Source organism: Variovorax sp. efr-133-TYG-130 (genome assembly GCF_030208835.1).
GTDB lineage: Bacteria > Pseudomonadota > Gammaproteobacteria > Burkholderiales > Burkholderiaceae_C > Variovorax.
In genome coordinates this window covers 41499-64962 of the sequence record NZ_JARVTD010000032.1, presented here as the reverse complement: position 1 = coordinate 64962, position 23464 = coordinate 41499, and the positions used below count along the sequence as shown (strand labels likewise).

Annotated in this window: 19 protein-coding genes and 2 pseudogenes; 10 read left to right on the top strand and 11 right to left on the bottom strand. The window is 60.9% G+C overall.

Annotated elements, in window-relative coordinates:
* The first annotated feature begins 15 nt into the window (after positions 1 to 15).
* Genes hpaE through QRN67_RS26865 form a run of 7 tightly spaced genes read left to right on the top strand, consistent with a single transcriptional unit; the run spans position 16 to position 6650 of the window.
* Positions 16 to 1476, top strand: a complete 1461-nt coding sequence (gene hpaE / locus QRN67_RS26895; protein ID WP_285414355.1) for a 5-carboxymethyl-2-hydroxymuconate semialdehyde dehydrogenase — start codon at positions 16 to 18, stop codon at positions 1474 to 1476.
* Positions 1477 to 1478: 2 nt separating this feature from the next.
* Complete coding sequence (gene hpaD, locus QRN67_RS26890) at positions 1479 to 2402, top strand: 3,4-dihydroxyphenylacetate 2,3-dioxygenase (RefSeq protein ID WP_285414353.1); 924 nt, start codon at positions 1479 to 1481, stop codon at positions 2400 to 2402.
* Positions 2403 to 2424: 22 nt separating this feature from the next.
* The gene (locus QRN67_RS26885; RefSeq protein ID WP_285414351.1) at positions 2425 to 2835 is read left to right on the top strand and encodes a 5-carboxymethyl-2-hydroxymuconate Delta-isomerase; all 411 of its coding nucleotides are present in this window, start codon (positions 2425 to 2427) and stop codon (positions 2833 to 2835) included.
* A gap of 5 nt (positions 2836 to 2840) precedes the next feature.
* The gene (gene hpaH / locus QRN67_RS26880; protein ID WP_285414349.1) at positions 2841 to 3641 is read left to right on the top strand and encodes a 2-oxo-hept-4-ene-1,7-dioate hydratase; all 801 of its coding nucleotides are present in this window, start codon (positions 2841 to 2843) and stop codon (positions 3639 to 3641) included.
* 9 nt (positions 3642 to 3650) lie between these two features.
* Complete coding sequence (gene hpaI, locus QRN67_RS26875) at positions 3651 to 4454, top strand: 4-hydroxy-2-oxoheptanedioate aldolase (protein WP_285414347.1); 804 nt, start codon at positions 3651 to 3653, stop codon at positions 4452 to 4454.
* Positions 4454 to 5923, top strand: coding sequence for an NAD-dependent succinate-semialdehyde dehydrogenase (locus QRN67_RS26870; protein ID WP_285414345.1), 1470 nt, complete (start codon positions 4454 to 4456; stop codon positions 5921 to 5923). The genes hpaI and QRN67_RS26870 overlap by 1 nt, the downstream gene beginning before the upstream one ends.
* 7 nt (positions 5924 to 5930) lie before the next feature.
* Complete coding sequence (locus QRN67_RS26865) at positions 5931 to 6650, top strand: class II aldolase/adducin family protein (protein WP_285414344.1); 720 nt, start codon at positions 5931 to 5933, stop codon at positions 6648 to 6650.
* Positions 6651 to 6670: 20 nt separating this feature from the next.
* Here the strand turns inward: QRN67_RS26865 and QRN67_RS26860 are convergent, their stop codons facing one another.
* Complete coding sequence (locus tag QRN67_RS26860) at positions 6671 to 7609, bottom strand: LysR family transcriptional regulator (RefSeq protein ID WP_285414343.1); 939 nt, start codon at positions 7607 to 7609, stop codon at positions 6671 to 6673.
* A gap of 71 nt (positions 7610 to 7680) precedes the next feature.
* Here QRN67_RS26860 and QRN67_RS26855 point away from each other — a divergent pair, with 71 nt between their 5' ends.
* Positions 7681 to 9354: an FAD-dependent oxidoreductase gene (locus tag QRN67_RS26855; RefSeq protein WP_350226948.1), complete on the top strand. Its 1674-nt coding sequence runs from the start codon at positions 7681 to 7683 to the stop codon at positions 9352 to 9354.
* Positions 9355 to 9557: 203 nt separating this feature from the next.
* Here QRN67_RS26855 and QRN67_RS26850 read toward each other — a convergent pair whose 3' ends face one another.
* Positions 9558 to 10853, bottom strand: coding sequence for an MFS transporter (locus QRN67_RS26850; protein WP_285414340.1), 1296 nt, complete (start codon positions 10851 to 10853; stop codon positions 9558 to 9560).
* A gap of 380 nt (positions 10854 to 11233) precedes the next feature.
* Here QRN67_RS26850 and QRN67_RS26845 point away from each other — a divergent pair.
* Positions 11234 to 11506, top strand: a pseudogene (locus QRN67_RS26845) (IS66 family transposase); the annotation flags it as partial.
* A gap of 389 nt (positions 11507 to 11895) precedes the next feature.
* On the opposite strand, the gene QRN67_RS26840 reads toward QRN67_RS26845, so the two are convergent.
* The 3 genes from QRN67_RS26840 to QRN67_RS26830 all read right to left on the bottom strand — a co-directional run bounded on the left by QRN67_RS26840 (position 11896) and on the right by QRN67_RS26830 (position 16758).
* Positions 11896 to 14169, bottom strand: a complete 2274-nt coding sequence (locus QRN67_RS26840; protein ID WP_285414339.1) for a DUF6351 family protein — start codon at positions 14167 to 14169, stop codon at positions 11896 to 11898.
* A gap of 161 nt (positions 14170 to 14330) precedes the next feature.
* Positions 14331 to 15365, bottom strand: a complete 1035-nt coding sequence (locus QRN67_RS26835) for a dipeptidase (protein WP_260310330.1) — start codon at positions 15363 to 15365, stop codon at positions 14331 to 14333.
* Positions 15366 to 15423: 58 nt separating this feature from the next.
* A complete protein-coding gene (locus tag QRN67_RS26830) occupies positions 15424 to 16758 on the bottom strand; it encodes an MFS transporter (protein WP_285414338.1) in 1335 nt (444 codons plus the stop codon).
* Positions 16759 to 16964: 206 nt separating this feature from the next.
* On the opposite strand from QRN67_RS26830, the gene QRN67_RS26825 reads away from it, so the two are divergent.
* Positions 16965 to 17615 carry a TetR/AcrR family transcriptional regulator gene (locus QRN67_RS26825; protein WP_184605443.1) on the top strand — a complete coding sequence of 217 codons (651 nt, stop codon included), beginning with the start codon at positions 16965 to 16967 and terminating at the stop codon, positions 17613 to 17615.
* Positions 17616 to 17634: 19 nt separating this feature from the next.
* Here the strand turns inward: QRN67_RS26825 and QRN67_RS26820 are convergent, their stop codons facing one another.
* The 6 genes and pseudogenes from QRN67_RS26820 to QRN67_RS26795 form a co-directional block, all read right to left on the bottom strand.
* Positions 17635 to 17964, bottom strand: a complete 330-nt coding sequence (locus QRN67_RS26820) for a EutQ-related cupin domain-containing protein (protein ID WP_285414337.1) — start codon at positions 17962 to 17964, stop codon at positions 17635 to 17637.
* A gap of 56 nt (positions 17965 to 18020) precedes the next feature.
* A complete protein-coding gene (locus QRN67_RS26815) occupies positions 18021 to 19247 on the bottom strand; it encodes an NAD(P)/FAD-dependent oxidoreductase (RefSeq protein ID WP_260310332.1) in 1227 nt (408 codons plus the stop codon).
* 64 nt (positions 19248 to 19311) lie between these two features.
* Positions 19312 to 19917, bottom strand: a pseudogene (locus tag QRN67_RS26810) (transposase).
* Between the two features lie 118 nt (positions 19918 to 20035).
* Positions 20036 to 20974, bottom strand: a complete 939-nt coding sequence (locus QRN67_RS26805) for a LysR family transcriptional regulator (protein ID WP_311733689.1) — start codon at positions 20972 to 20974, stop codon at positions 20036 to 20038.
* Between the two features lie 50 nt (positions 20975 to 21024).
* Positions 21025 to 22431, bottom strand: coding sequence for an efflux transporter outer membrane subunit (locus QRN67_RS26800; protein WP_285414336.1), 1407 nt, complete (start codon positions 22429 to 22431; stop codon positions 21025 to 21027).
* A gap of 44 nt (positions 22432 to 22475) precedes the next feature.
* Positions 22476 to 23462 carry an HlyD family secretion protein gene (locus QRN67_RS26795; RefSeq protein WP_184605447.1) on the bottom strand — a complete coding sequence of 329 codons (987 nt, stop codon included), beginning with the start codon at positions 23460 to 23462 and terminating at the stop codon, positions 22476 to 22478.
* Positions 23463 to 23464: the final 2 nt, after the last annotated feature.

Genomic DNA, 23464 nt, shown 5'->3' with positions numbered 1-23464 from the left:
CCATTGGAATCACACATGCGAGTTGATCATCTCATCGGCGGCAAGTCCGTCGCCAGCAACGAATACTTCGAAACCGTCAACCCCGCCACGCAGGAAGTGCTGGCCGAAGTCGCCTCGGGCGGCGAAGCCGAGGTGAATGCGGCCGTGGCCGCCGCCAAGGAAGCCTTCCCCAAGTGGGCCGGCATGCCCGCGCCGGAGCGCGCGAAGCTGATCCGCAAGCTCGGCGACCTGATCGCGAAGAACGTGCCCGAGATCGCGCAGACCGAGACCAACGACTGCGGCCAGGTGATCGCGCAGACCGGCAAGCAGCTGGTGCCGCGCGCGGCCGACAACTTCTACTACTTCGCCGAGATGTGCACGCGCGTGGACGGCCACACCTACCCCACGCCCACGCACCTGAACTACACGCTGTTCCACCCGGTGGGCGTGTGCGCGCTCATCAGCCCGTGGAACGTGCCCTTCATGACGGCCACCTGGAAGGTCGCGCCCTGCCTGGCCTTCGGCAACACCGCCGTGCTGAAGATGAGCGAGCTCTCGCCGCTGACGGCCGCGCGCCTCGGGGAACTGGCGCTGGAGGCCGGCATTCCGCCCGGCGTGCTGAACCTGGTGCACGGCTACGGCAAGGAGGCCGGCGAGCCGCTGGTGAGCCACCCCGACGTGCGCGCCATCTCGTTCACCGGCTCCACCGCCACCGGCAACCGCATCGTGAAGAGCGCGGGCCTGAAGAAGTTCAGCATGGAGCTCGGCGGCAAGAGCCCCTTCGTGATCTTCGAGGACGCCGACCTCGACCGCGCGCTCGACGCGGCCGTGTTCATGATCTTCAGCAACAACGGCGAGCGCTGCACCGCCGGCTCGCGCATCCTGGTGCAGCAGTCGATCTACGCCGACTTCGCCGCGAAGTTCGCCGAGCGCGCGAAGCGCATCACCGTGGGCGACCCGCTGGACGAGAAGACCATCGTCGGCCCGATGATCTCGCAGGCCCACCTGGCCAAGGTGCGCAGCTACATCGAGCTGGGCCCGAAGGAAGGCGCCACTTTGCTGTGCGGCGGCCTCGAAGGCCCGGCCAACCTGCCCGATCGCGTGAAGAAGGGCAACTACGTGGTGCCCACCGTGTTCGCCGACGTGGACAACCGCATGAAGATTGCGCAGGACGAGATCTTCGGCCCGGTGGCATGCCTGATTCCGTTCAAGGACGAGGCAGATGCCATTCGCCTGGCCAACGACATCCAGTACGGCCTGAGCAGCTACGTGTGGACCGAGAACATCGGCAAGGCGCACCGCGTGGCCGCGGCCGTGGAAGCCGGCATGTGCTTCGTCAACAGCCAGAACGTGCGCGACCTGCGCCAGCCCTTCGGCGGCACCAAGGCCTCGGGCACGGGCCGCGAAGGCGGCACCTGGAGCTACGAGGTGTTCTGCGAGCCGAAGAACGTGGCGGTGTCGCTGGGCTCGCACCACATTCCGCACTGGGGAGTCTGAGCATGGGGACGCTCGCCCTCGCGGCCAAGATCACGCACGTTCCCTCGCTTTATCTCAGCGAGCTGGATGGACCGCGCAAGGGCAGTCGTCAATCTGCGATAGACGGCCTGAAGACGATCGGTTTGCGCTGCCGCGAGCTGGGCGTCGACACCATCGTGGTCTTCGACACACATTGGCTGGTCAACGCGAGTTACCACCTGAATTGCGCCCCTCATTTCAAAGGTGTCTATACCAGCAACGAGCTTCCCCATTTCATCAGCAACATGCCGTATGAGATTCCAGGCAACCCGGGTCTCGGCAGGCTGTTGGCGAAATCCTGCAACGAATGGGGCGTCGAGACGCTCGCGCATGATGCCACTACGCTGGGGCCGGAATACGGCACCCTGGTTCCCATGCGATACATGAACGAGGACCTGCATTTCAAGGTGATCTGCGTTTCGGCCCTGTGCACCAGCCACTACTTGAACGACAGCGCCAGATTGGGTTGGGCCATGCGCCGCGCGGTGGAGGAGCATTACGACGGGACCGTGGCATTTTTTGCGAGCGGCTCCCTGTCTCATCGATTTGCCCAGAACGGGCTCGCGCCACGGTATGCCGACCGGGTCTGGAGCCCGCTGCTCGAGCGCATGGATCATGACGTCGTGAAGATGTGGGAGGACGGCGAATGGGCCGACTTCTGCGCAATGCTTCCCGAGTACGCGTCCAAAGGCCACGGCGAGGGGTTCATGCACGACACAGCCATGGTGCTTGGCGCACTGGGGTGGTCTGCCTATGACGGCAGGGCCGAGGTGGTTACACCCTACTTCGGCTCTTCGGCCACAGGACAGATCAACGCGCTCTTCCCAGTGACGCCGCAAGACGGTCGAGCCATTCCGAAACCACAAGCGTCCAGTGCCGACGGCTTCCAGACAGTCTCTCGACTGTAGGCTGTCCAGCATCTATCGAACAATGCCTCATCTGATCGTTCTCTACACACCGAACACCGAAAGCCGCACCGATTTGACAGCGCTATGTCGGCGCCTGGCCGACGTCATGCTCGAGCAGCGCGACGAGACGGGCCGTCAAGTTTTCCCGACGGGCGGCACACGAGTGTTGGCCTATCCGGCTGCGCACCATGCCGTGGCCGACGGCAAGAACGACTATGCGTTCGTCTACCTGAATCTGCGAATGGGCTCAGGCCGTTCGGCGGCAGTGAAAAAAAGGGCCGGCGACGAACTCATGGATGCAGTCAAAGCCCATTTCGAACCGATCTTCAGCAATCAGCTGATGGGCTGCACTCTGCAGATCGACGAGAGTCCAGGACAGGTTTACGACGGAAAGCACAGCAACCTGCACCCCCTCTTCAACAAGGAAAAGTGATCTTCATGCTCAATGACAACTTGATTCATCAGCTCGCGACTGAGCTTTACGCGAGCGAGAAATCCCGCGTACAAGTCGAGCATTTCTCCAAGCGTTTTCCGGAAATGAACATCCAGGATGGTTACGCCATCTCGCGCGCCTGGATGAAGCTCAAGCTGGCCGAAGGCCGCATCATCAAGGGACACAAGATCGGCCTGACTTCTCGCGCCATGCAGCAAGCCAGCCAGATCACCGAGCCCGACTACGGAACACTGCTCGACGACATGTTCTTCGAGCCCGGCGACATCCCCTCCGACCGCTTCATCGCACCTCGCGTGGAAGTCGAGCTCGCCTTCATCCTTAAGGACAAGCTCGAAGGCGAAGGTACGACGGTCGCCGATGTGCTCGCGGCCACCGAGTATGTCCAGCCCGCGATTGAGATCATCGACTCTCGGATCGAACAGTTCGACCGGCACACGAAGGTCATGCGGAAGGTGTACGACACGATCAGCGACAACGCCGCCAACGCGGGGATCATTCTCGGTGGCCGAAAGGCCACACCTTCCGAGATCGATCTCCCCTGGTGCGGTGCCGTGTTGAGGCAGAACGGCGTCGTCGAGGAGACCGGTCTTGCCGCCGGCGTCCAAGGGCACCCCGCGGTCGGGATTGCTTGGTTGGCTCAAAAGCTTGCGCCTTGGGGTGAGTCCCTGCAGCCCGGTCAGGTCGTCCTCGCAGGATCGTTCACCCGGCCCGTCGCGGCGAAACGTGGCGACGTTTTCGATGCCGACTACGGTACGTTGGGCCGGTTCGAGTTCCGCTTCATTTGAGGGCTGGTCATGCATATGCCTCTGAACACCTTCAAGCAAGCGATTCGCAGCGCACAAGTCCAACTGGGTCTCTGGGTCGGATTCGCCGACCCCTATGTCGCAGAAGCACTCGCGACAACTGGCTATGACTGGCTCCTCATCGATGGAGAACATGCCCCCAACGATCTGAGGAGCGTCCTGGCTCAACTGCAGGCAGTCGCCGCGTACAGGTCTCACCCGGTCGTGCGTCCTCCCGAGGGAACGGTGGCCGGTATCAAGCAGCTTCTAGATCTCGGTGCACAGACTCTGCTGATCCCAATGGTGGAGACAGCGCAGCAGGCTGGGCAACTCGTGGCTGCAACGCGCTACCCGCCCGAAGGCATCCGGGGCGTGGGTAGCGCTCTCGCGCGATCCTCCCGCTGGAACCAGATCGACGGGTATCTCACCAAGGCCGCAGACGACATTTGCCTTCTGGTTCAAGTCGAAAGCGCTGCAGCACTCACCCAGGTTGGTGAAATTGCGATGGTCGATGGCGTGGATGGCGTGTTCTTCGGACCGGCGGACCTGTCAGCTTCGATGGGCCTGCTGGGTCAGCCTGGCCATCCTAAAGTCCAGGAAGCCATCATCCAGGGCATCCGCTCGGTTGTCGCCGCGGGCAAGGCGGCAGGCGTATTGTCCGCAGACCAGTCGCTGTCCAGAAAGTATCTGGAGGCAGGTGCGACCTTCACTGCCGTAGGCGTCGATACGACGCTTCTGGTGCGCGCAGCCAAGGATCTGCTGGGCCAGTTCAGGGGAGCGCCTGCCGCGCCCGCTCTTTCTTCAGGAGCATACTGATGCTGCAGCTTCAAGACTCATCTCTGCTGCGCTCGCAGATCTTCGTGGACGGCCAGTGGCTCAACGATGCGGGCACCCAACCCATCGAGGTTCGCAATCCTTCCAATGGCTCCCTTGTCGGAACTGTCCCGTGCGCCGGCGGACTCGAAACTCGTCGAGCAATCCTGGCCGCAGATGCAGCCTTCCGCGACTGGAGCCGCACCACCGCCGAGCACCGGGCGCGCATCTTGCGCCGCTGGTACGAGCTGATGCTTGCGCACCAGGACGACCTGGCAGCGATCATGACCGCAGAGCAGGGAAAGCCGCTCGCGGAGGCCAAGGGCGAGATTGGCTATGCCGCCTCTTACATCGAATGGTTCGCCGAGGAGGCCAAACGCACTTACGGGGACGTCGTGCCATCCCCCTGGTCCGACAAGCAGATTCTGGTCAAACGCGAGCCGGTGGGTGTTTGTGCAGCCATCACGCCCTGGAACTTCCCTGCAGCCATGATCACCCGCAAGGTGGCACCGGCTTTGGCCGCGGGATGCACGATCATCGTCAAACCGGCGGAACAGACGCCGCTTTCAGCGCTGGCCTTGGTGGCCCTCGCACAACGAGCCGGCGTTCCTGCAGGCGTCTTGAACGTGATAACAGGAAAGGCGCGGGAAATCGGCGCAGAGCTGACGAGCAATCCGGTCGTTCGCAAGCTCAGCTTCACGGGCTCCACGGAGGTTGGCCGCATCCTTGCGGCTCAGTGCGCTCCGTCTCTCAAGAGGCTTTCGCTCGAGCTCGGTGGCAATGCGCCATTCATCGTCTTCGACGATGCGGATGTCGACGCTGCCGTCGAGGGTGCAATCGCCTCCAAGTACCGCAACAGCGGCCAGACTTGCGTCTGTGCGAACCGACTTCTTGTGCAAGAAGGCATCCACGACGTCTTCGTCGCCAAGCTGTCTGCCGCCGTGAAAGCCCTTAAGGTCGGCGATGGTCGGGACGCCAATGTTCAGCAAGGCCCGCTGATCGACACCGATGCGTTGGACAAGGTGCAGACGCTGCTCGCAGACGCGCTCGGCAAGGGCGCGCGGATCGTCGCGGGTGGAACACCCCATCTTCTGGGAGGTACCTTCTTCGAGCCGACGGTTATTGCCGACGTGACGGGCGAGATGAAGATTGCTAATGAAGAAATCTTCGGTCCGGTGGCCCCGATCATCCGGTTCAGTACAGAAGAGGAGGCCGTCGCGATCGCCAACTCATCGGAGTTCGGTCTCGCCTCTTACTTCTACTCGCGCGATATCGCTCGTGTCTGGAGAGTGGCCGACGCCATGCAAGCCGGGATGGTCGGCATCAACACGGGGATCATCAGCACCGCGGTCGCCCCTTTTGGCGGCATCAAGCAATCGGGCATGGGCCGCGAGGGATCGCGAGTGGGCATCGAAGAGTACATGCACACCAAGTACATGTGTGTCGGCGGCTTGAACCAGGAAAAGAGGTGAACGCACGATGGAAACCGAAGCAAACCTTCGAACTGATCTCGCCAATTGCTACCGGCTTTTCGACTGGCTGGGCTGGAGCGAACTCATCTTCAACCACATCACGACCCGCGTACCGGCGCCTGCGGAGGAAAAGCCGCAGTACCTGATCAACCCGTTCGGCCTGCACTATTCAGAGGTCACGCCACACAATCTGGTGCGCATCGACGTCGACGGGAATATCCGAGACGGCAGCACCGCACGCGTGAACAAGGCTGGCTTCATCATCCATAGCGCCATCCATGCTGCACGGGATGACGCCCACTGCATCATGCACGTGCATACCACTGCGGGGTGCGCTATCTCTTGCAAGGAAGAAGGGCTGCGTCACGACAACTTCTACAGCGCCATGCTGTATGGGGATGTCGCTTATCACGACTACGAGGGCGTCACGACCAATGAAGACGAGCAGCCTCGGCTGGTTGCTTCCCTCGGGAAGAAGAACCATCTGATCCTTCGCAACCATGGCCTGCTGGTCGTCGGTCCCGACATTCCCACGGCATTCAACAGGTTGTGGACTTTGCAGCGCGGCTGCGAAATACAACTGGCCTCTGACGGTGGTCGCGGCTCCAATCGGGAAATCCCGGCTGAAATCCTCAAGACCGTTCCGGAAACGCGCGTCGCTAGCGGCAGTGAGATCCATCGCCTGATCTTCGATGCAATGCTGCGACGAGCGGGCATCGCAGGGTAATCAGCGCCGGCATTCCTCATCTAGCGTCGGCCGCGGTGCCGCGTTGCAAATTCAAGGCTAGTTCGACGAAGGAACTTGGCGAAAGCTTCGCTTGCCGGCGAGAGAGATCTCTCGTGCTTGGTCACGATGGAGATGACACGCTCGACGATAGGGCGTGTCAGGCGCCGGATGGCAAGACCCGGCGTGCGCGCAACGACAGAAGAGGGAACGACGGTGACACCCAAGCCACTAGCCGCAAGGGCGACTGCGGTCCCCAACAGCGTGACCTCATGGGCGATCCGTAGGCTCACTCCCGCTTCTGCAGCCGCGATTTCTATCTTTCGACGAATCCCATAGCCAGGGCGAACGGTCACAATCGGCAGCGCGGAAAGCTGCCTCCATGTCATTGACGTCCCTTCCGGAAAACCATCCGAAGTGCCCGCCGCAGCGACCAGAACGTCGTGCATCACGGCGTCCTCCCGAAGACCGGGAACTGGAGCCTCTAGGGTTCCAACCGCAAAATCGACACGCTCCGCAGCGACAGCTTCCACAAAATCACTTGGTGTCACTTCGAAGATCTCGATGGTGATGCCGGGGTGTTCACGCTCGAACTGCCGAAGTGCATGCGGCAGCAAAGTCTGAGCGACCGCGGCGGTGGCCGCGACTCGGATTCGTCCCTCTGATACATCCGTCAGCCGCCGCGTCGCCGCCGCCATCGCATGGAGTTCTGTCAGGGCGCGCTCCGCATAGTCGATGACCTGCGATGCGGCTTCGGTTCTTCGCAGAATCCTCGTACTGCGATCGAACAAGCGCAATCCCAAGCGCTCTTCCAGTTCCTTCAGGAGAACGCTCACCGCCGGCTGAGTCAGAGATAACTCCCGAGCTGCGGCCGAGACACTGCCAGATTGATAGACCGCCACGAAAGCTCGCAGCTGGCGTACTGAGGGCAGAAAATATAAAGATGCTTTATGAATCGACATGGAAGATTCATTTCCTATTTTCTTTGGCTCTGACTGTAATCAGGGGACTGCTCTCAAGATCAAGGAAAACAATGTCGCCACCTCTTCATTCTCAGGTACTGATCGTGGGCGCCGGCCCAGTTGGACTGACACTCGCTATCGACTTGGCTCAACGTGGCATCTCGGTGCTCGTCGCAGAGATTCGCCATCGGGGCGAGGCGCCAAACGTCAAATGCAATCATGTTTCGGCTCGCTCTATGGAGATCTTCCGTCGATTGGGAGTAGCCCATGCGGTTCGGAACGCAGGCCTTCCGCCCCACTATCCCAACGACGTCTCCTACCGGACTACTTTCACAGGAGACGAGCTCTCTCGCATCAAGATACCGGCCCGCGAGCATCGATACACCGACAAGAGCGGGCCAGACGGCTGGTGGCCGACACCCGAACCCCCGCATCGGATCAACCAGATCTATCTTGAACCGATCCTGTTCGCACACGCGCAAGCTACAGCCGGAGTTCGAATCCTCAATCGCGTGCGTGTCGATGGGTTCACTCAGAACGCTGAAGGCGTAGACGCCATCGGAATCCACTTGGATGACGGCAAGAGGATTCGGATTCGCTGCAAATACATGATCGGCTGCGATGGCGGCAAATCTTTCGTGAGAAAAGCGATCGGTGCCAGGTTCTCAGGCACCGATGTGGTTGGCCGCGTCCAGTCGACATTCTTTCGAGCGCCGGATCTGCTTTCTCGGGCCAAGGACGCTCCGGCATGGGCTACGTTTTCACTGAACCCCAGGCGCAGTGGGAACGTGTACGCAATCGATGGTCGGGAAACGTTCCTTTTGCACAACTATCTGCGCGCGGACGAAACGGACTTTGAAGCCGTTGATCGCGACTGGGCGATCCGCACGATCCTGGGCGTAGGGCAAGATTTCCAGTACGAAGTCATCTCCAAGGAGGACTGGGTTGGACGTCGTCTGGTAGCCGACAAGTTTCGAGATCGGCGCGTCTTCATTTGCGGCGACGCCTGCCATCTCTGGATTCCCATGGCAGGCTACGGCATGAATGCGGGGATTGCCGACGCGATGAACCTTTCATGGCAACTGGCCGCGCGACTGAACGGATGGGGTGGCGAAGGCATTCTCAACGCCTACGAAGCCGAAAGGATGCCCCTCACCGAGCAGGTGTCGAAATTCGCGATGAACCACGCTCTCGCGTTACAGAAGGAGCGCGAGGGCGTGCCGGCGGACATCGAACAGCTTAGCGCGGAAGGACAGGCCGCGCGAAAGATGGCAGGCCAGGCGCTATACGACTTGAACGTCAAGCAATACTGTTGTGGCGGCTTGAATTTCGGCTACTTCTACGACGCATCGCCCTTGATCGTCTACGACGGACAGGAGCCACCCGATTACTCCATGGACCAGTTCACGCCGTCTACCGTTCCAGGATGCCGTACTCCGCATTTCTGGCTGGAAGACGGCACCTCTCTCTATGATGTCCTCGGTCCTGAGTACACCCTCCTACGGATGGATCCTACGGTCCAAATTGATGCCATTCGTGCAGCAGCTATGCAACGCGGTGTTCCGCTGAAAGTCCTTGACGTCAGTTCACCCGAAGCAGTTCGGCTCTACCCGTACAAGCTTGTCCTCTCACGGCCGGATCAGCACATTGCTTGGCGCGGCAATGCTGTTCCAGACAACGCTATTCAGCTCGTTGACCTTGTCCGAGGATGCGCCACACAAGCCCACTCGACTCAAGACAAGTGAGTTGGCTCTTAGCAGACTCGACCAAACAGGTGGCACACACCAATCCGCTCAGCCTGAAGGTGATGCTGAGCAAGCTGGTACACCGACAAGAGTCTTCTCCCTTACCAAGGGCATCGGCCTGCTAGCCCCGTTACCGCTCTATTCAATCGAGACGGTTTACTGAGTTTCCAGAGCCGCACCGCCTCATCAACCACAGAGAATGCTCACCCTCCGACTGGAAGCACTTTTGGGGAGGAGCGAGGCCCCATCTTCAATACTGCGACGAGTGCAGCCAAAAAGAAGATCACCGAGTAATGCGCTGGCGCGAGGGCGCTTCGCGTCATCTGCTGAATCAAGGTCACGAAGAAGAGGGAGAATCCCCCGAAGATCGTTGCGGCAATGTTGTACACGATAGACAGGCCCAATCCGCGGATCTGTGTTGGAAACAGCTCGGAGAGATAGGTAGGACACGGAGCGTAGGCAGCCGCAATCAGGATGGCGAACCAGAGCTCCACGAGAAGCAATGAAACGAAGCTCGGCGCGGCGATGATGTACATATACGCCGGATAGATCGTGAGAGTAAAGAGTGCCAGTGCACCGAGCAGCATAATTCGACGTCCAAACATGTCGCACGCCAAGCCGAATACCGGGATCAGCATCATACGGAAGACAATAGCCACCAGCAGTGCGAGAAATGCGTCGCCTTGCGGCATTCCTAGCGTCTGTTGTGCGTACAGAGGCAAGTAGGTGATGATCACATAAGACATCACATTGATTGAGGCACTCACTGTTGTTCCAGCAATGATCTCCGGTACGAAGTGACGCCAGATCTTTACAGACGGAGCAGGCCCCTTCGCTACTCGCGTGAACTCTTCCGGCTCGTGCAGGTGGCGGCGGATATACAAGCCTGCAGGCCCAATTAGGAGGCCGACGAAAAATGGCAGTCGCCACGCCCAACCATCAATGGTCTCCGGCGAGAAGACTTTAAATAGCAACGCTCCCACCACCGTAGACAGCAGCGCGCCAGAGGCCTGAGCAAACATCTGCCAGCTTCCGTAATAGCCCTTCCGATGTGCAGGGGCCATCTCGATCAGATACGAGGTTGCACTGCCAAACTCTCCGCCCGCTGAAAACCCCTGCAGCAGCCTGGCCACTGCAATCAGCGCTGTGGCCCAAAGACCCGCTTGTGCAAAGGTTGGCGCGAAGGCGATCATTGCCGTCGATACGAACATCAGCCATATCACCAGCGTCATTGCAGGTTTTCTGCCAACCTTGTCTGCGTACCAGCCCAGAAGTATGGCGCCCAGCGGACGTGCGATGAAGCCGATCCCAATGCTCAGCGTCGCAAGCAATAGCGCCGCCTGAGGGTCGCTTTGAGGAAAGAACAACTTGCTGATGGTCGCAGCCAGGAAGCCATAGACGATGAAGTCGTACCACTCCAGTGCATTTCCGATCGTTGCCGCGAGGATAATTTTCCACGGCTTTTTTTCCCAGGCCTTGGCCGTCGATTCTGTTTCCACTACAGCAATTTCCTCTTCATCGTGTCCATCCAACCAGAGGTAACCAAAGCCCCGTTTTCAGCAAGCGGGATTTCGGTTGGCACCTTGTTCATCGCCGCCAAACATGACGGCAATACAAGTATGTGACGCACGTTCGGAGACGCCTACTGCGATTCACGGATCATGATTGCTTTTACTCATCAAGTAACGCACGCTCATCTCATCGATCGCGTCGACCAGGACGCATCCAAGGAATCGCTGCTGTTTGACCGCCAACTGCCGCCCTGTGTCACCGTTTTGTGCGAGCTCGTTCGCATTTTGTGACAGCAGGTTTGTCCCCATTCGCATTTTTCGGCGTTGCCTACGTCGGCTTCGCCGACGGCCGCGGCGGCCGCGGCGGCCGCGGCGGCCGGCATGCTCGCGACTTCCTCGATCTGCCAGACGAGGATGGTTGGCGCGGCACTCTCGTGTGCGACGACTTCAGTGGCTACAAGGCGTGCTTCGAGCTCGGCGTCACCGAGGCCGGCCGCCTGGCGTATGCGAGGCGCAAGTTACACGAGCTCTGGGCCAATCACGGCAGCCTCGCCGGGGAGCAGGCGCTGAAGTTTTTCGGCGAGCTCTACGCTGTCGAACGCGAGGTCGCCGACCTGATGCGAGAGGAGCGTAAGCGCGTTCTCACTACCCATTGTTGATTTCCACCCAGAGGCGCACCGCTTCTTCACGGAGCCTTGACCCGCATGCTGTTGGACACACGCGTCTCCGAGCAAAAGGGTGAAGGCAAGCACGCTGGGTCGGCGCTTTATGGAACTTTGGGTCAAATGGGCGCGAAAATCTACACCGGTAGCCAAAGCACCGGCGCTCGTGCGCCAACTCGACGATGCGCGTGCTTAGGCTGGCCGTGGACTCGTTCATGCTGGGCGGTTCCCGGTAGCTGGTTCTGGACAACCCCGCATAGCGACAGGCGCGGCGCTCGCTGATGGACAGTTCCTGAACCATCCTGGCAGCAAGAGATTCTGGCAGCACTGCTCTGGTACGCCATCTACTTTTAGCCCGAGCAAGCGCTTCAATGCCGTTGCCATGGAATAGCAGCAACCCTTCCCACGCTTGGCTTTGTCCAGTCGCACACTCCCTCCGAAAAAATAGAGTGAAGCTCGGCCCATTGCATCGGCGAAAAGGCGACCGCGTAGCTCGAAGCCTCCGGGGCCTTGAGCTCGCACTTCATAATGTCTTGCGCAACGCCTTCACCCGCTGCGATTCGAGGCGTCGAATAGATCGGAAAGATCGTATTGCAGACACCGCCAGGCTCCAGGGTCGCGGGCTCTGCATGGGACACGCCGCTTGAATCCCAGCAGGAATCGACAAGCGCAGGAGGCCTGTTTCTAATGACCTTTCTCGCTAAATCGTCTGACGACGTATCCGCGGCTATTCTTTCAAGCCATTCGTTTTGAGCCACGAGCGCCATCTTCGTTAGATTGACCACGCCCTGATACCCCTCAACACTTGCGGACAGCCAGCTCACGTGATTTGCGGAGGTTCCGTGTGCAGCTTGAATTCTCGAGCGGGTTGCAAAGGTACGAACCCTGGTGTGCGTGTTTAAACCTTCGGTGTAGAGGCGCGTGTCGATGACCGGCAACGTGATGCCCTCGCCCGAGTTGACGAGCCCCGATTTGTACGCATTTTCCACACCTTGGATGTTCGCAACCGCCCGTTTTCTTGCATAGGATCCATTGACATCGAACCCTCCGATATTTTTGTTGAGATCAAGGAACTGTTCGATGGTGATGTCCCCGCTGTTCAGCGCCTGGAGCCCGTATTGAACGCCGACGTTGTCATAGATCGAGCGTGCAAAACCGGTGTTTGCATCAACGCCAAAAACATTGACCAGTCCATCGACGTATCCGCCGCGAGCCCCGGTGGGGTTTGTGATCGGGTCGAAGATTGCTGTTGGGGGTACGACCGGTGAAAAGCCTTGAGTGGGCGTCACAAAAGCATGACCAGCCGCATCCCAGCTTCGACAAGTGGTCGATGTGCCGCTCACCGGATAGCCGGCCACCTTGGCCTGAATCGATACAGGCCAGGCACTCGGCCCCGCATCATCGAAGTATCGGTTAAGCAGGGCGCAGTCGACAACATCAAGTATGACTGACGGTGTATCCGGAAAGGACAGGCCGGGCGTGATCGCGTCAAGTACACCAGGATAGTTTTGAGCGATGAAGTGCTGAATCATCGCGCCGCCGGAGGGCCCGGTGCCGATGGTGAATTTAGGCACTCCGTATGACTTGATGAAGTGCTCTTTGAGCATCATCGAATTCTCCGCGGCCATCACGGGATCACAACCGTTGTCCATCGCCATCCGTGAAGCGAATGCAACGGCGAAGCCAAGACCGAGCGGGTCTATGGCGTTATCCACGCTAAGAGGCAGCATTGCGAGAGCGTCCGGCAAGGTGTTCGAACCGGATCGATAACCAGGGGAACATCCTCCGCCATACACAAGATTGAGTTTTCCATTCCAGCCCGCACCGGGCTTTTTGCCGCCTTTCGCCCACGGATTCGAGATCGGATTGGCGGGGTCATCGAGGATGGCAATTCGGTATATGGATTGATCGATCGTGCCCGATTCGACCCGCACTATGAAGTTCACCTTGTTTCCATCGATGGTCTCCGTCGTAGCGAGATCTGCGGGATACGGAGCAGCCAAGCTGGTCAGCGGCTTGAAGGCGTTGGAAGTGGTGACGTAATACCAGTCCAATCGACTCGAAACGGTACAACTCGCATCGGATGCTGCGCCGAGCCCGGAGCTCTCGGTTTCGCAAATCCAAGGGACTTGGTGAGGACCTGAGATGATGGGGCCGGATGAGGAATGGTTCTTGACCGTCACCAAGGTTGCAGGTCCATACTTGCTCTGCGCAGAAATCGTGTTCTCCCCCACATGAAAGCCTGCAATACGACCGACGAGGCGTTTGCCTGACGGGTCGTGCCCCAACGACGAACGGACATCAACGCCGTTGAGGCTGACTTTCAGATCCGTCGCCGGAGCCGATTCAGAAGCCGGATCATTGCTCACCGCAATGACGGCATCGCCTCCGCTGACCGTATCCTGGCGCGACGACAGAAGCTCGACTCGAGGCGCTCGGCCTTCCGGGGAGAACGACTCTGAAGCAACGGGCAGCGCGTAGTCTGGCGTTGGATCAGAACCACCACATCCGCCCACGACAGTGGCGAAGGCCAGCAACATCCAAACCTTGCGGCGAGGCGACGGGCACTGGATCTTCTGAAGAGTTCTGAACTTTAGGAACAGGGAATGCCAAGACGGTTTCTTTGATGACCAAGAACTCATTTTTTCTCCTGCACAAGGCGTGAAATGACGAAGCAACAACCACCGCGCTCGTCTTTCGACGCGACGACTCCTGGCGGAATCGTTGATCGATGGAGACATGCGAAGTCGGGGAGGCACCCACCCAAGAAGGCTCAAGAGCCTCTGTGTGCCGCCAATGAGCCCTACATCGGCGCCTTCCAGACCTCCTTCATCACACGCAGCCAGTTTTCGCCCATGACCAGGCCAATATCCGAGTCGGAATAGCCCTTGCTCAAGAGCGCATCCACCACTTCGGGCATGGCGCCCAGTTCCACCTGCTTCATATCGCTGCGCGTGTAGCCGCCATCTGGCGGCAGCTTGTCCGCGTGGGCCGCAGCGTCGGCTGTGATCGCGGGTAAATCGACGATGTAGTCGAGCCCCAGACCGACATGTTGAGGCCCGACCAACTGCGCGATGTAGTCGATCTGTTCGGCGAACTTCGAAGGCGATGCGTCATCGTCACCGGTGAAGATCGAAAGGCCCGTCAGACCGAACACGCCGCCACTGGCTGCCACCGCCTTGATCTGATCGTCTCGGTAGCAACGCGGATGTTGGTGGATGTTCCAGATGTTGCCGTGGCTGCAGATCACCGGATGATCGGAGTACTCGATGGCCTCCATGCAGGAGCGATAGCCGGCATGGGCGACGTCCACGAGCATCCCGACCCGATTCATCTCGGCGATCAACGTCCGCCCGAATCGGCTTATCCCACCCTCTCCAAGTTCGTGGCATCCGTCTGCCACGAAGTTCTTCTGGTTGTAGGCCAGCAGCATGTGGCGAATCCCGAGCTTGTAGAAGACTTCCACCATCGAAAGGTCCCGACCGACCGGAACAGAACCTTGAAAATGAAAGCCCACGGCGAGCTTGCCCTCCTTCCTGGCCCGATGGATGTCGTCCACCGTGTTGACGAGCATGCAAAGGTCGCTTTGGTCAAGGAAGAACTTCCGGTACGCCGCGATGGCCTGGATCGCACCGATCGTATCGCTGTTGTCGGCTACCAGCGTGAAGGACACATAAGTGAAGCCTTCGTTAATGAGCCGCGAAACGAATGCGTCCTTGAGCCGCTGGTCCGCGGGAGCGCAGAAGGGCGAAGTCATATCGCAGACGAGCAGGCGGGAATACAGTTCTCTCGCTTGATCCGAGGCAGCGGGTTTCATTGCATTGGATGGATTGAGCATGGTGGATTTGCTTGGGAGATGAAGGGATGGGGCGTCGGTGTCCTGCCCACGGTTATCCTCAGACCTTGAAGTCCGAGCCGGGTCGATGCAGCACAACCAGAAAGATCCAGAAGACGGCCGTCACGGCAACAACATAGAAGGCAGGTACCAGAGCGCTTTGGACAGCATTCAGCATGACGGTGATCGCATACAACGAGAAACCGCCAAAGATGGTTGCGCTCAAGTTGTAGGAGATCGCCATGCCTGTGGAGCGAAGTTCAGGCGGAAAGAGATACGCCATTAGCTTTGGATAGACCGCGTTGGAGGCCGACGTCACAGTGGTGAAGATTGCCGAGCAAATGATGAACTTGGCCGTCGTTGGCCCGGAGGTCATCCAGACATAGAGCGGTACGATCATCACGATCAGTGCGGCAAGGCTGATGTGCAACTGCCTTTTCGCGCCCAGCCTGTCAGCAACCATTCCCAGCAGCGGTGTGAGGACCGTCCCGATGGCGCCACAGACCAACAGGGCCAGAAACGGAACATTGGCCGGCAGCTTGAGCTCACGCACGGCGTAGGTGGGCGCATACACGAGAAGAACGTATTGCACCGACGTGCCGATCGCCGCCAGAGACAGCGCGACCATGAGTGCACGGCGGTGTTCCCTGAAAACGATTCGAAGCATCTCCATGGTTCCCCGGTCGCCGGCGTTTTTTTCGAACGCTTCTGACTCCGGCAGGTATCTCCTGATGTAGTAGCCGACCGGTGCAATCAGCAGGCCGAAGGCGAAGGGAACCCGCCATCCCCAGCTGTCTCTGGATTCCGGTGTCATTACCTGGGTCATCAGCAGTCCGACAAGAGCTGCCATGACGGTTGCGAGCAACGGGCCGCTGCTGTAGAGGCCGCTGTAGAGGCCTCGTTTCTTCGCCGGAACGGACTCGAGAAGGTAAGTCGCGGCACTGGCGAATTCGCCGCCCGCAGACAGCGCCTGAAGGATGCGCGCGATGACCATCAACACGGTGGCAGTCACCCCGATGGAAGCGTAGGAGGGGACGAAGACCATGATGAGCATCGACACGGTCATCGACGCCATGATGAAGCTCAGCGCAGGACGTCGCCCGAAACGGTCGGCATACAGACCGATCAACACACCACCGAGCGGCCTTACGACGAAAGAGAGGGCGAATGTGGCAAAGGTCAAAAGGAGCGCTGCTGCGTCATCGCCGGGCGGGAAGAACTGCTTGGCAATGAACACCGCCAGAAACCCGTAGACGATGAAGTCGTACCACTCCAGCGCGTTGCCGATGATGGCGGCGACGAGCGCCCTTTTCTTGTGGACCGTTTGAACGGAATCTTCTGATCCCTGCAATGGCACTTGCAGTTGGGCAATGTCTTCTATATGGACAGATTTCATGACAGCAGATCGCATTCCTGAGATGGGGACCACGCGCTTCTTTCCCCCGACAGTCGAGCTGTCGCTGCGGGCACGCTCGGCGCTTGATGGTCGACTTGCAGAGGCTGCATGGTACGTTTCAATCTTGCATAAAACAATAAGCATTTAACGCAACATGTATAGGGTTTACGTGCCCCCCGTGAAGCTGTGAATACAATGCACGGAAGATGGCCACTTCCCCAAACAAACCCCGGCGCGTCGTCAGAACCCAGGCGGAACGCAGCGAAACGACCCGGCGCCGCATCCTGAATTCAGCGATATCGCTGATTCGGCGGCAAGGCTTTCAGAAAGCCAACCTGCAGAACATTGCGTCCGGCGCGAAGGTCACGCTCGGTGCGTTGCAGCATCAGTTCGGAACACGGCAGGCGCTGCTAGAGCAGGTCGTGGAAGAGGTGATGGCACCGCTATCTGACAAGGGCCCTGTGTGGCCGGATTCAGCCATCCCGCTCAGTGAGCGTGCCGCGGAGTTCGTGGAACGCGCATGGCAGCACATCTACGGTGCGGACTCTTATGTGGCTGCCTGGGGAGTGTTCTTTGGCTGCAAGTCCATCCCCTCACTTTTCAAGCGCATCGATGCGAAACGGCAGGCAGAAGACCCGGTGTCGTTCGCCCATTTTCTCGCGCTCTTTCCTGAGGTTTCCGCGAACCATAGCGACCCCGCCGGATTCGCCGAAATGGTGTTTTCCACGCTTCGCGGGATTGCAGTGTTCAAGTTGTTCCCGGTGACGGAAGAATCCATCGCTTCCCAGCTCGAATGCCTTGCCGGGATGATCGTCGCCGCAGGCCAAGAGAAGCCACGCAAGACAGGCAGATCGTAGCCCTCCCCGCGCCTGCATCCTAGTTCGTCACGAAGAAGAGCCGGGCTTGGCGCCCGAAGTATTTGACCGTGGTCCCGTTGCGGATTTCAATCACGTCACCGGGGCGACCTTCAACGCGTTCTCCGTCGCCAGTCTCGACGCCGAAAACGCCCTCCAGCACCAGGATGATTTCGTCATAGTCGAGCGTCTTCGGCTCACAGGCTGCCTCATGCCATCGACCGAATCCGCAAAGCAGCGCGGCGTCCTCGCCGTCCGAGACCACCCAAGAGATTTCGGCCAAGCCGTCAGATGCGCCCCCGCGCGCCTCGGAGACGACTGTGTGTCCAGTGATCAGGCGAAGAGAAGTCATTCAGGTGCTCCGAGTGAAAAAATGAAAGTCCGTGCGGCTGCGCGTCGTCCACGACTTCATCGTTCGCCTCGCCCGGTCCAAACACCGTAGGAAAGGGCCATGCCGACACCGATGTCGCGCAGTGGGCGCGGCGGGATGTAGTTGGCCGTTCCTTGCGAGAGAAAATCTGTCATCAGGGAATGATCGCGGCCGAGGGCTAGGTCCGCGATGAACGTCCCCGCCGCGGTGTGCCGCACGATGCCGGATCCGTTGCAGCACGAGGCGGCAAAAGAGTTCGGTCCCACGCGACCGAACGCAGGCGCGTGGTTGTGCGACACGGCAAGCCAGCCAGCCCAGAAGTGTTCGAGCTCAATCGGACCGAGCTGAGGAAATCGCCGACGCAGGAGTGCCAGATTGATCTCCCGAGCCTTCGCGCGTCGAGCGTCAGTGGTGCCTAATGACGGCGAGTACTCGAATCCCTGACGAATCATCAGGCGTCGCTCCCGAGTCAGCCTTAGCGTCGATCCGACCACGGAATGCGCCGGCGTCAAGCCCCAAGTCGACTCTCTGCCAAGTTGGCCGAGTTGTTCATCGCTTAACGCGGGCGTCAGGCTCGCGAACAACAATATGGGGATCTGACGGGTGCGATAGACGCCGAAGGACTGCGAGAAGGCGTTGACCGTCAGGATGAGTGCGTTCGCGCGAATTCGGCCATGCGGGGTCCGTACGCTGGGCGTCTGGCCGCGGATGTCTGCTTCGATCACTGGTGAGTTTTCGAATAGCTTGACCTGCCGAGGGAGGCTATCGGCGAGCCCGCGGATAAGACTCGCCGGATTGACCAGGTAGGTGCCAGGGGTGTGAATGGCAGCGGCGTAGTAGGCCGTGCCCAGCGCTTCTCGCAGCTCGCTTCGGTCGACCCACCGGTACGGCTCTTGCCATACTTTGAGACTGGCCTCGTACGCGGCGAGAGAACGCTTCGCGACGTTCTCCGTGACGGCAACATGGTATCGCCCACGCTTCTCCCAGCCGCAGTCGATGCTGTGCTCTTTGACGAGGCAATCCAATTCGTTGAGCGCGAATCGTCCCACGCGGATCGCGCTACGGCCCTGCTCCGTCCATTCTTCCGACGTCCCTGCTGCATGCGGAAGATCGATAGCGAAGCCGGAGTTTCTGCCGGAAGCGTTCTCTCCGACCAGCCCGGCTTCAACAAGCGCGATTGTCGCGTTGGGCCGGAGCCGAGCAAGTTGCCGGGCTGCAGCAACACCCGCGTACCCTGCACCGACGACCACCCAGTCGAAGTCCAACTCACCCCGTACCTCAGCGTTTGCTCGCCGCGGCGGCAGCAAAGCGCTCCACCCATTGCTTTGATCATCTATGGGCAAACGCCCAACGCGAACCGACATGTCGAATTCCTGAATAGCCCCCAGTGCGACCTTCCACAGGAAAAGACTGCAGATGAACGTCGTTCTGGAATGCAGAATATAACAATAAGCATTTAATGTATATTAAATAAACAAGACATGCAATCGCAGCTTTTTCGCCATCTGTGAAGTGCGGGGGCTGAATATGCGTTTCGGACGCTTGCCGATGGGCATTGGTGGGACGCTCAGGCTCCGACGCCCAGTCCTCGGGCAGGTACAACTGGCGGGCCACGGGCAGACTGCCCTGCTTGCCCTGCTTGCCCTGCTTCCCGCGATACTGGCGTGTAACGCGCACCGAATGGCAACCCTTCTTCGAAAGGCCGGTGCCCTCGATGATCCACCGACCGCCCTGCCTGAAGTCCATCCTGGGCATTACCCACTGGCACGTACGACGCAGCTGCGGCGTGTGTGACCACTCGGCCTTGGCCACGAACTGGTGCCGCGCGCTGGCGTGCGTCGGATCCACCCGCGTGGCCATGCGCTCTCCGCTCTAGCGCGACGAGAGAAGCATCAGGCCCGTGCAGTACCCACGAAGGCCGGCGTGCCGATCCATGTGACCCAAGCCCGCGCTCAGGTGCTCCGAATAACTAGTTTTGAACTACCCGCACGCGGCATCCTTCTGTTAGCTGTTCCGTACCGAAGCGCGAATTGAAGAGGCTCACGGTTCGCCGTTACAGAGGAGGTATAGGCGCGGCGCCTATCAAGATCGGAAGGGAAGCAGCACTGTCGCGCATACGAACTTCCAGCATCGCGAGAAGGACACGGAGAGCGGCGCTGTTCTGGCGGCGCTGTGTGTAGACTGCATAGAGCCAGATGTCGCTGGGCATGAAGTCTCTGAGAACCGGAACCAAGTGAGCGCTTTCCACGTAGGGTTGCGCAAGCAGGTCGGGAACGCACACCGCGCCGATATCCGCCAGTGCTGCGCCAATCAACGCACTCGCATCGTTGGCGTCCATGCGTCCCCGAACGGGAACGTTGTACGGCTGGCCGTCCACTTCGAATGCGATCTGTGGAGGCCCTGGCGTGACGGAGTATGCGAGGACATCGTGCTTTCGCATGTCATCAGGCTTCAACGGAATGCCGCGCCGCGCCCAGTAGCGCGGCGTGGCGCAAAGTGTGAGACCCATCCGGCGCAGGCGCCGCACGATCAGGTTCTCGTCGCCGATCCGCCCGAACCGCAAGGCGATGTCCACTCCCTCGTCGACAAGATCGATCATGCGGTTGCTCAGTTTCAGGTCGAGCTGCACGTCGGGATAGCAAGTGAGGAAGTCTCCCAGCAGGCGCGGAAACGCCGTCTGGACCATTCCGTGGGGCGCGGTGATCAACAGGCGACCGCTGGGGTGCGAGCCGCGTGCCTGCAGCTCGCTCGTGGTCTGCTCGATCATCTCCATCAGGGGCGCACATCGCGCCTGCAGCAAGCGGCCTGCGTCGGTGAGGGAGACTGAACGCGTCGAGCGGTTGAGCAAGCGGACATTGAAGCGCGACTCCAGTGCTGCAACGTGCTTGCTCACGCTAGCCTTCGAGATACCGAGCCTGCCGGCCGCGCGCGAGAAGCTGCCCTGGAAGGCCACTTCCGAAAATGTCCTGAGAAGCTCGAATCCGTCCATCATTCATCCCGTCACTCGCGAAGCGTCCCATTGCAGATAACTGCCCTTCACCCTCACGGGTGCGACGCAGCGGGGCCACTCTCCCATCCGCCACCCAGGGCCATGAAAACCCCGACTTGGTACTCCGCCAGCCGGGCGTCGGACTCAGCCAGCGCGGCTTCGTGCGAGGCCAGGGTGCGTTGGGCGTCCAGCGCATCGAACTGGCCGACCTTTCCGTTGATCAGCAGCGCCCGCGCCTGGTCGGCCACGATCAGGCTCTGGTCACGCGCGGCAGCCAGAGCCGCATGCCGATCGAGCTCGCGGCCGTAGGTGTCCAGCGCGGCTTCGGCTTCTCGCAGCGCATTCAGCACGGTGCCCTCGAACCGCGCGACTGCGACGTGAGCCGTTGCTTCGGCCTGGGTGATGCGCGCTCGTGCGACACCCGTGTTGGGAAAGGACCAGCTGATCAGCGGGCCCACGCTGTAGCTGAAGGTCTCGCGGTTGGCGAACCGTTCGACAAAGCCGGTGGACGCCGATGAGAGGCCCAGCGTCACCTTGGGATACAGATCGCCCGTCGCGACACCGATTCGCGCCGTCGCGGAGGCCAGGCTTCGCTCGGCCTGCCGCACGTCGGGGCGCCGGGCGAGCAGCGCCGCACCGTCGCCCACGGGCAGCAGTCCGGCTACGCGTGGAGGCTGCTCGCAATGGCCGACGGCCTCGGGAAGGTCGCGCGGCGGCGCACCCGTGAGCGTGGCGAGCCGATACAGCGCCTGCTGGCGCCGGGATTCCAGCGGGGGAATCGCGGCGCGGAGGGTTTCGAGCTGGGCGCGCGCACGCGCGGCGTCCATGGTGCCGGCCTTGCCCGCGCGCTGCAGCCGCAGCGCCAGCCCGAGCGCGTCCTCCTGCAGGCGCATCGACACCTGTGCCACGCGCAACTGCAGCCCGGTGGCGCACACTGCGCCATATGCCTGCGCCGTGCCGCCGGCAACGCTCACGCGCACCAGGTCCACCGCGGCGCGCGCGGCGCCGGCATCCGCTTCGGCAGCCTCGATGGCGCGATGCAGTTGGCCGAAGAGGTCCAGCTGGTAGGACACGGCCATGCCCATGCTGTAGTTGAGCCGGCTCGGCGGCGCATGGCCGGGTTGCAGCACCGACAAGCCCGAGCTATGACCGAAGCTCGGACCGCCATTGAGGGTGATCGAGGGCTGTTCGCTCCCGTGCGCCTCTGCCTCGAGGGCCATGGCACGCTCGAAGGTAGCCAGGGCTTGCCGCAGATCGGTGTTGTGCGCCAGGGCCCGGGCGATCAGGCCCTCGAGCTGCGGGTCGTCGAAAAGGCGCCACCAGTGCGCGGGCATCGTTGCATCCGATGTGGCCGCGCCGCCGGAGAGGAACGGCCCGGCCGAAGCGGACTGCGCTGCGGTGAGCGCGGCCGGTGCGACGTAGTCGGGGCCGACGGGACCATGTGCACAGCCAGCCAACATCACGCATGCGGCAGCGGTTGCAAGCGCGAGGACGAGAGGCGGCTTCATGACCGCGGCTCCTGAACGCGAGCCGCGGCGGCGGTGGAGGCTGCTCGGGCCTCCATCACCTCGACAGAGACAGTCTGCCCGACGACCAGGCGAGCATTGGCGGGCAGCGGGTCGAGCTTCACTCGCACCGGAACGCGCTGGGCGAGCCGCACCCAGTTGAATGTAGGGTTCACGCTGGACAGCAGGTTGGCACCGGTGCTGCGGTCGCGGTCGCCGATGCCTGCGGCAATGCTGTCGACCTCGCCTTCGAGCGAGGGCGCGTCCATGGGGGTCACTCGCACCCGGTCACCCAGCCGGATGCGCGACAGCTTGTTTTCCTCGAAGTAGCCCTCGACGTAGATCGAACCGTCAGCCACAAGCGCCAATGCAGGGTGGCCTGCGGTCGCATAGGCGCCCCGGCGCAGGTCGAGATTGGTGACACGGCCCGCCGCCGGCGCGCGCACTTCTGCGCGTTGCAGGTTCAGGCGCGCCACGTCAAGCGCCACCTGCGCCTGGCGCAGGGCCGTTTCGGCCGCCAGCAGCGCCCCCCTGGCTTGCTCGACACGCAGGCGCGACTGCTCGCGCACCTCCTGCGCGACAAGGCCCTCCAGTTCGTCGTTGCGGCGGCGCTCGCGCTGCGCCTGGGCCAGCGCGACCTGCTGATTGCCGATGACGATCCGCTGAGCGGCGACTGCAGCTTCTGCCTGCTGCAGCGCCAGCGCGAAGCGGGCTTCGTCGATCGAGAAGAGCAACTCGCCCGCCACGACCGGCTGGTTGTCGCGCACCGCCACGACGGCCACCATGCCGGAAACATCGGGCGCCACCTGGACGACGTCGGCGCGCACCCGGCCGTTGCGCGTCCAGGGCGCCAGCTCATAGTGGTCCCAGAGTTGCAGGCCGGCCCAGCAGGCTGCCGCAGCAACCAGCGCGGTCAACAGCATGCGCAAGAGAGATGGAGCCGGGTGCGACAGCCAGGCGGGAAGGCGGACGGATTTGGTATTCATGA

Coding starts and splice junctions, on each gene's coding strand:
- QRN67_RS26855 (WP_350226948.1), top strand. CDS start 7,681: ATGTCGCCACCTCTTCATTCTCAGGTACTGATCGTGGGCGCCGGCCCA.
- QRN67_RS26795 (WP_184605447.1), bottom strand. CDS start 23,462: ATGAATACCAAATCCGTCCGCCTTCCCGCCTGGCTGTCGCACCCGGCT.
- QRN67_RS26860 (WP_285414343.1), bottom strand. CDS start 7,609: ATGTCGATTCATAAAGCATCTTTATATTTTCTGCCCTCAGTACGCCAG.
- hpaH (WP_285414349.1), top strand. CDS start 2,841: ATGCTCAATGACAACTTGATTCATCAGCTCGCGACTGAGCTTTACGCG.
- QRN67_RS26840 (WP_285414339.1), bottom strand. CDS start 14,169: ATGAGTTCTTGGTCATCAAAGAAACCGTCTTGGCATTCCCTGTTCCTA.
- hpaI (WP_285414347.1), top strand. CDS start 3,651: ATGCATATGCCTCTGAACACCTTCAAGCAAGCGATTCGCAGCGCACAA.
- QRN67_RS26870 (WP_285414345.1), top strand. CDS start 4,454: ATGCTGCAGCTTCAAGACTCATCTCTGCTGCGCTCGCAGATCTTCGTG.
- QRN67_RS26835 (WP_260310330.1), bottom strand. CDS start 15,365: ATGCTCAATCCATCCAATGCAATGAAACCCGCTGCCTCGGATCAAGCG.
- QRN67_RS26820 (WP_285414337.1), bottom strand. CDS start 17,964: ATGACTTCTCTTCGCCTGATCACTGGACACACAGTCGTCTCCGAGGCG.
- QRN67_RS26885 (WP_285414351.1), top strand. CDS start 2,425: ATGCCTCATCTGATCGTTCTCTACACACCGAACACCGAAAGCCGCACC.
- QRN67_RS26825 (WP_184605443.1), top strand. CDS start 16,965: ATGGCCACTTCCCCAAACAAACCCCGGCGCGTCGTCAGAACCCAGGCG.
- QRN67_RS26805 (WP_311733689.1), bottom strand. CDS start 20,974: ATGATGGACGGATTCGAGCTTCTCAGGACATTTTCGGAAGTGGCCTTC.
- hpaD (WP_285414353.1), top strand. CDS start 1,479: ATGGGGACGCTCGCCCTCGCGGCCAAGATCACGCACGTTCCCTCGCTT.
- QRN67_RS26800 (WP_285414336.1), bottom strand. CDS start 22,431: ATGTTGGCTGGCTGTGCACATGGTCCCGTCGGCCCCGACTACGTCGCA.
- QRN67_RS26830 (WP_285414338.1), bottom strand. CDS start 16,758: ATGAAATCTGTCCATATAGAAGACATTGCCCAACTGCAAGTGCCATTG.
- hpaE (WP_285414355.1), top strand. CDS start 16: ATGCGAGTTGATCATCTCATCGGCGGCAAGTCCGTCGCCAGCAACGAA.
- QRN67_RS26865 (WP_285414344.1), top strand. CDS start 5,931: ATGGAAACCGAAGCAAACCTTCGAACTGATCTCGCCAATTGCTACCGG.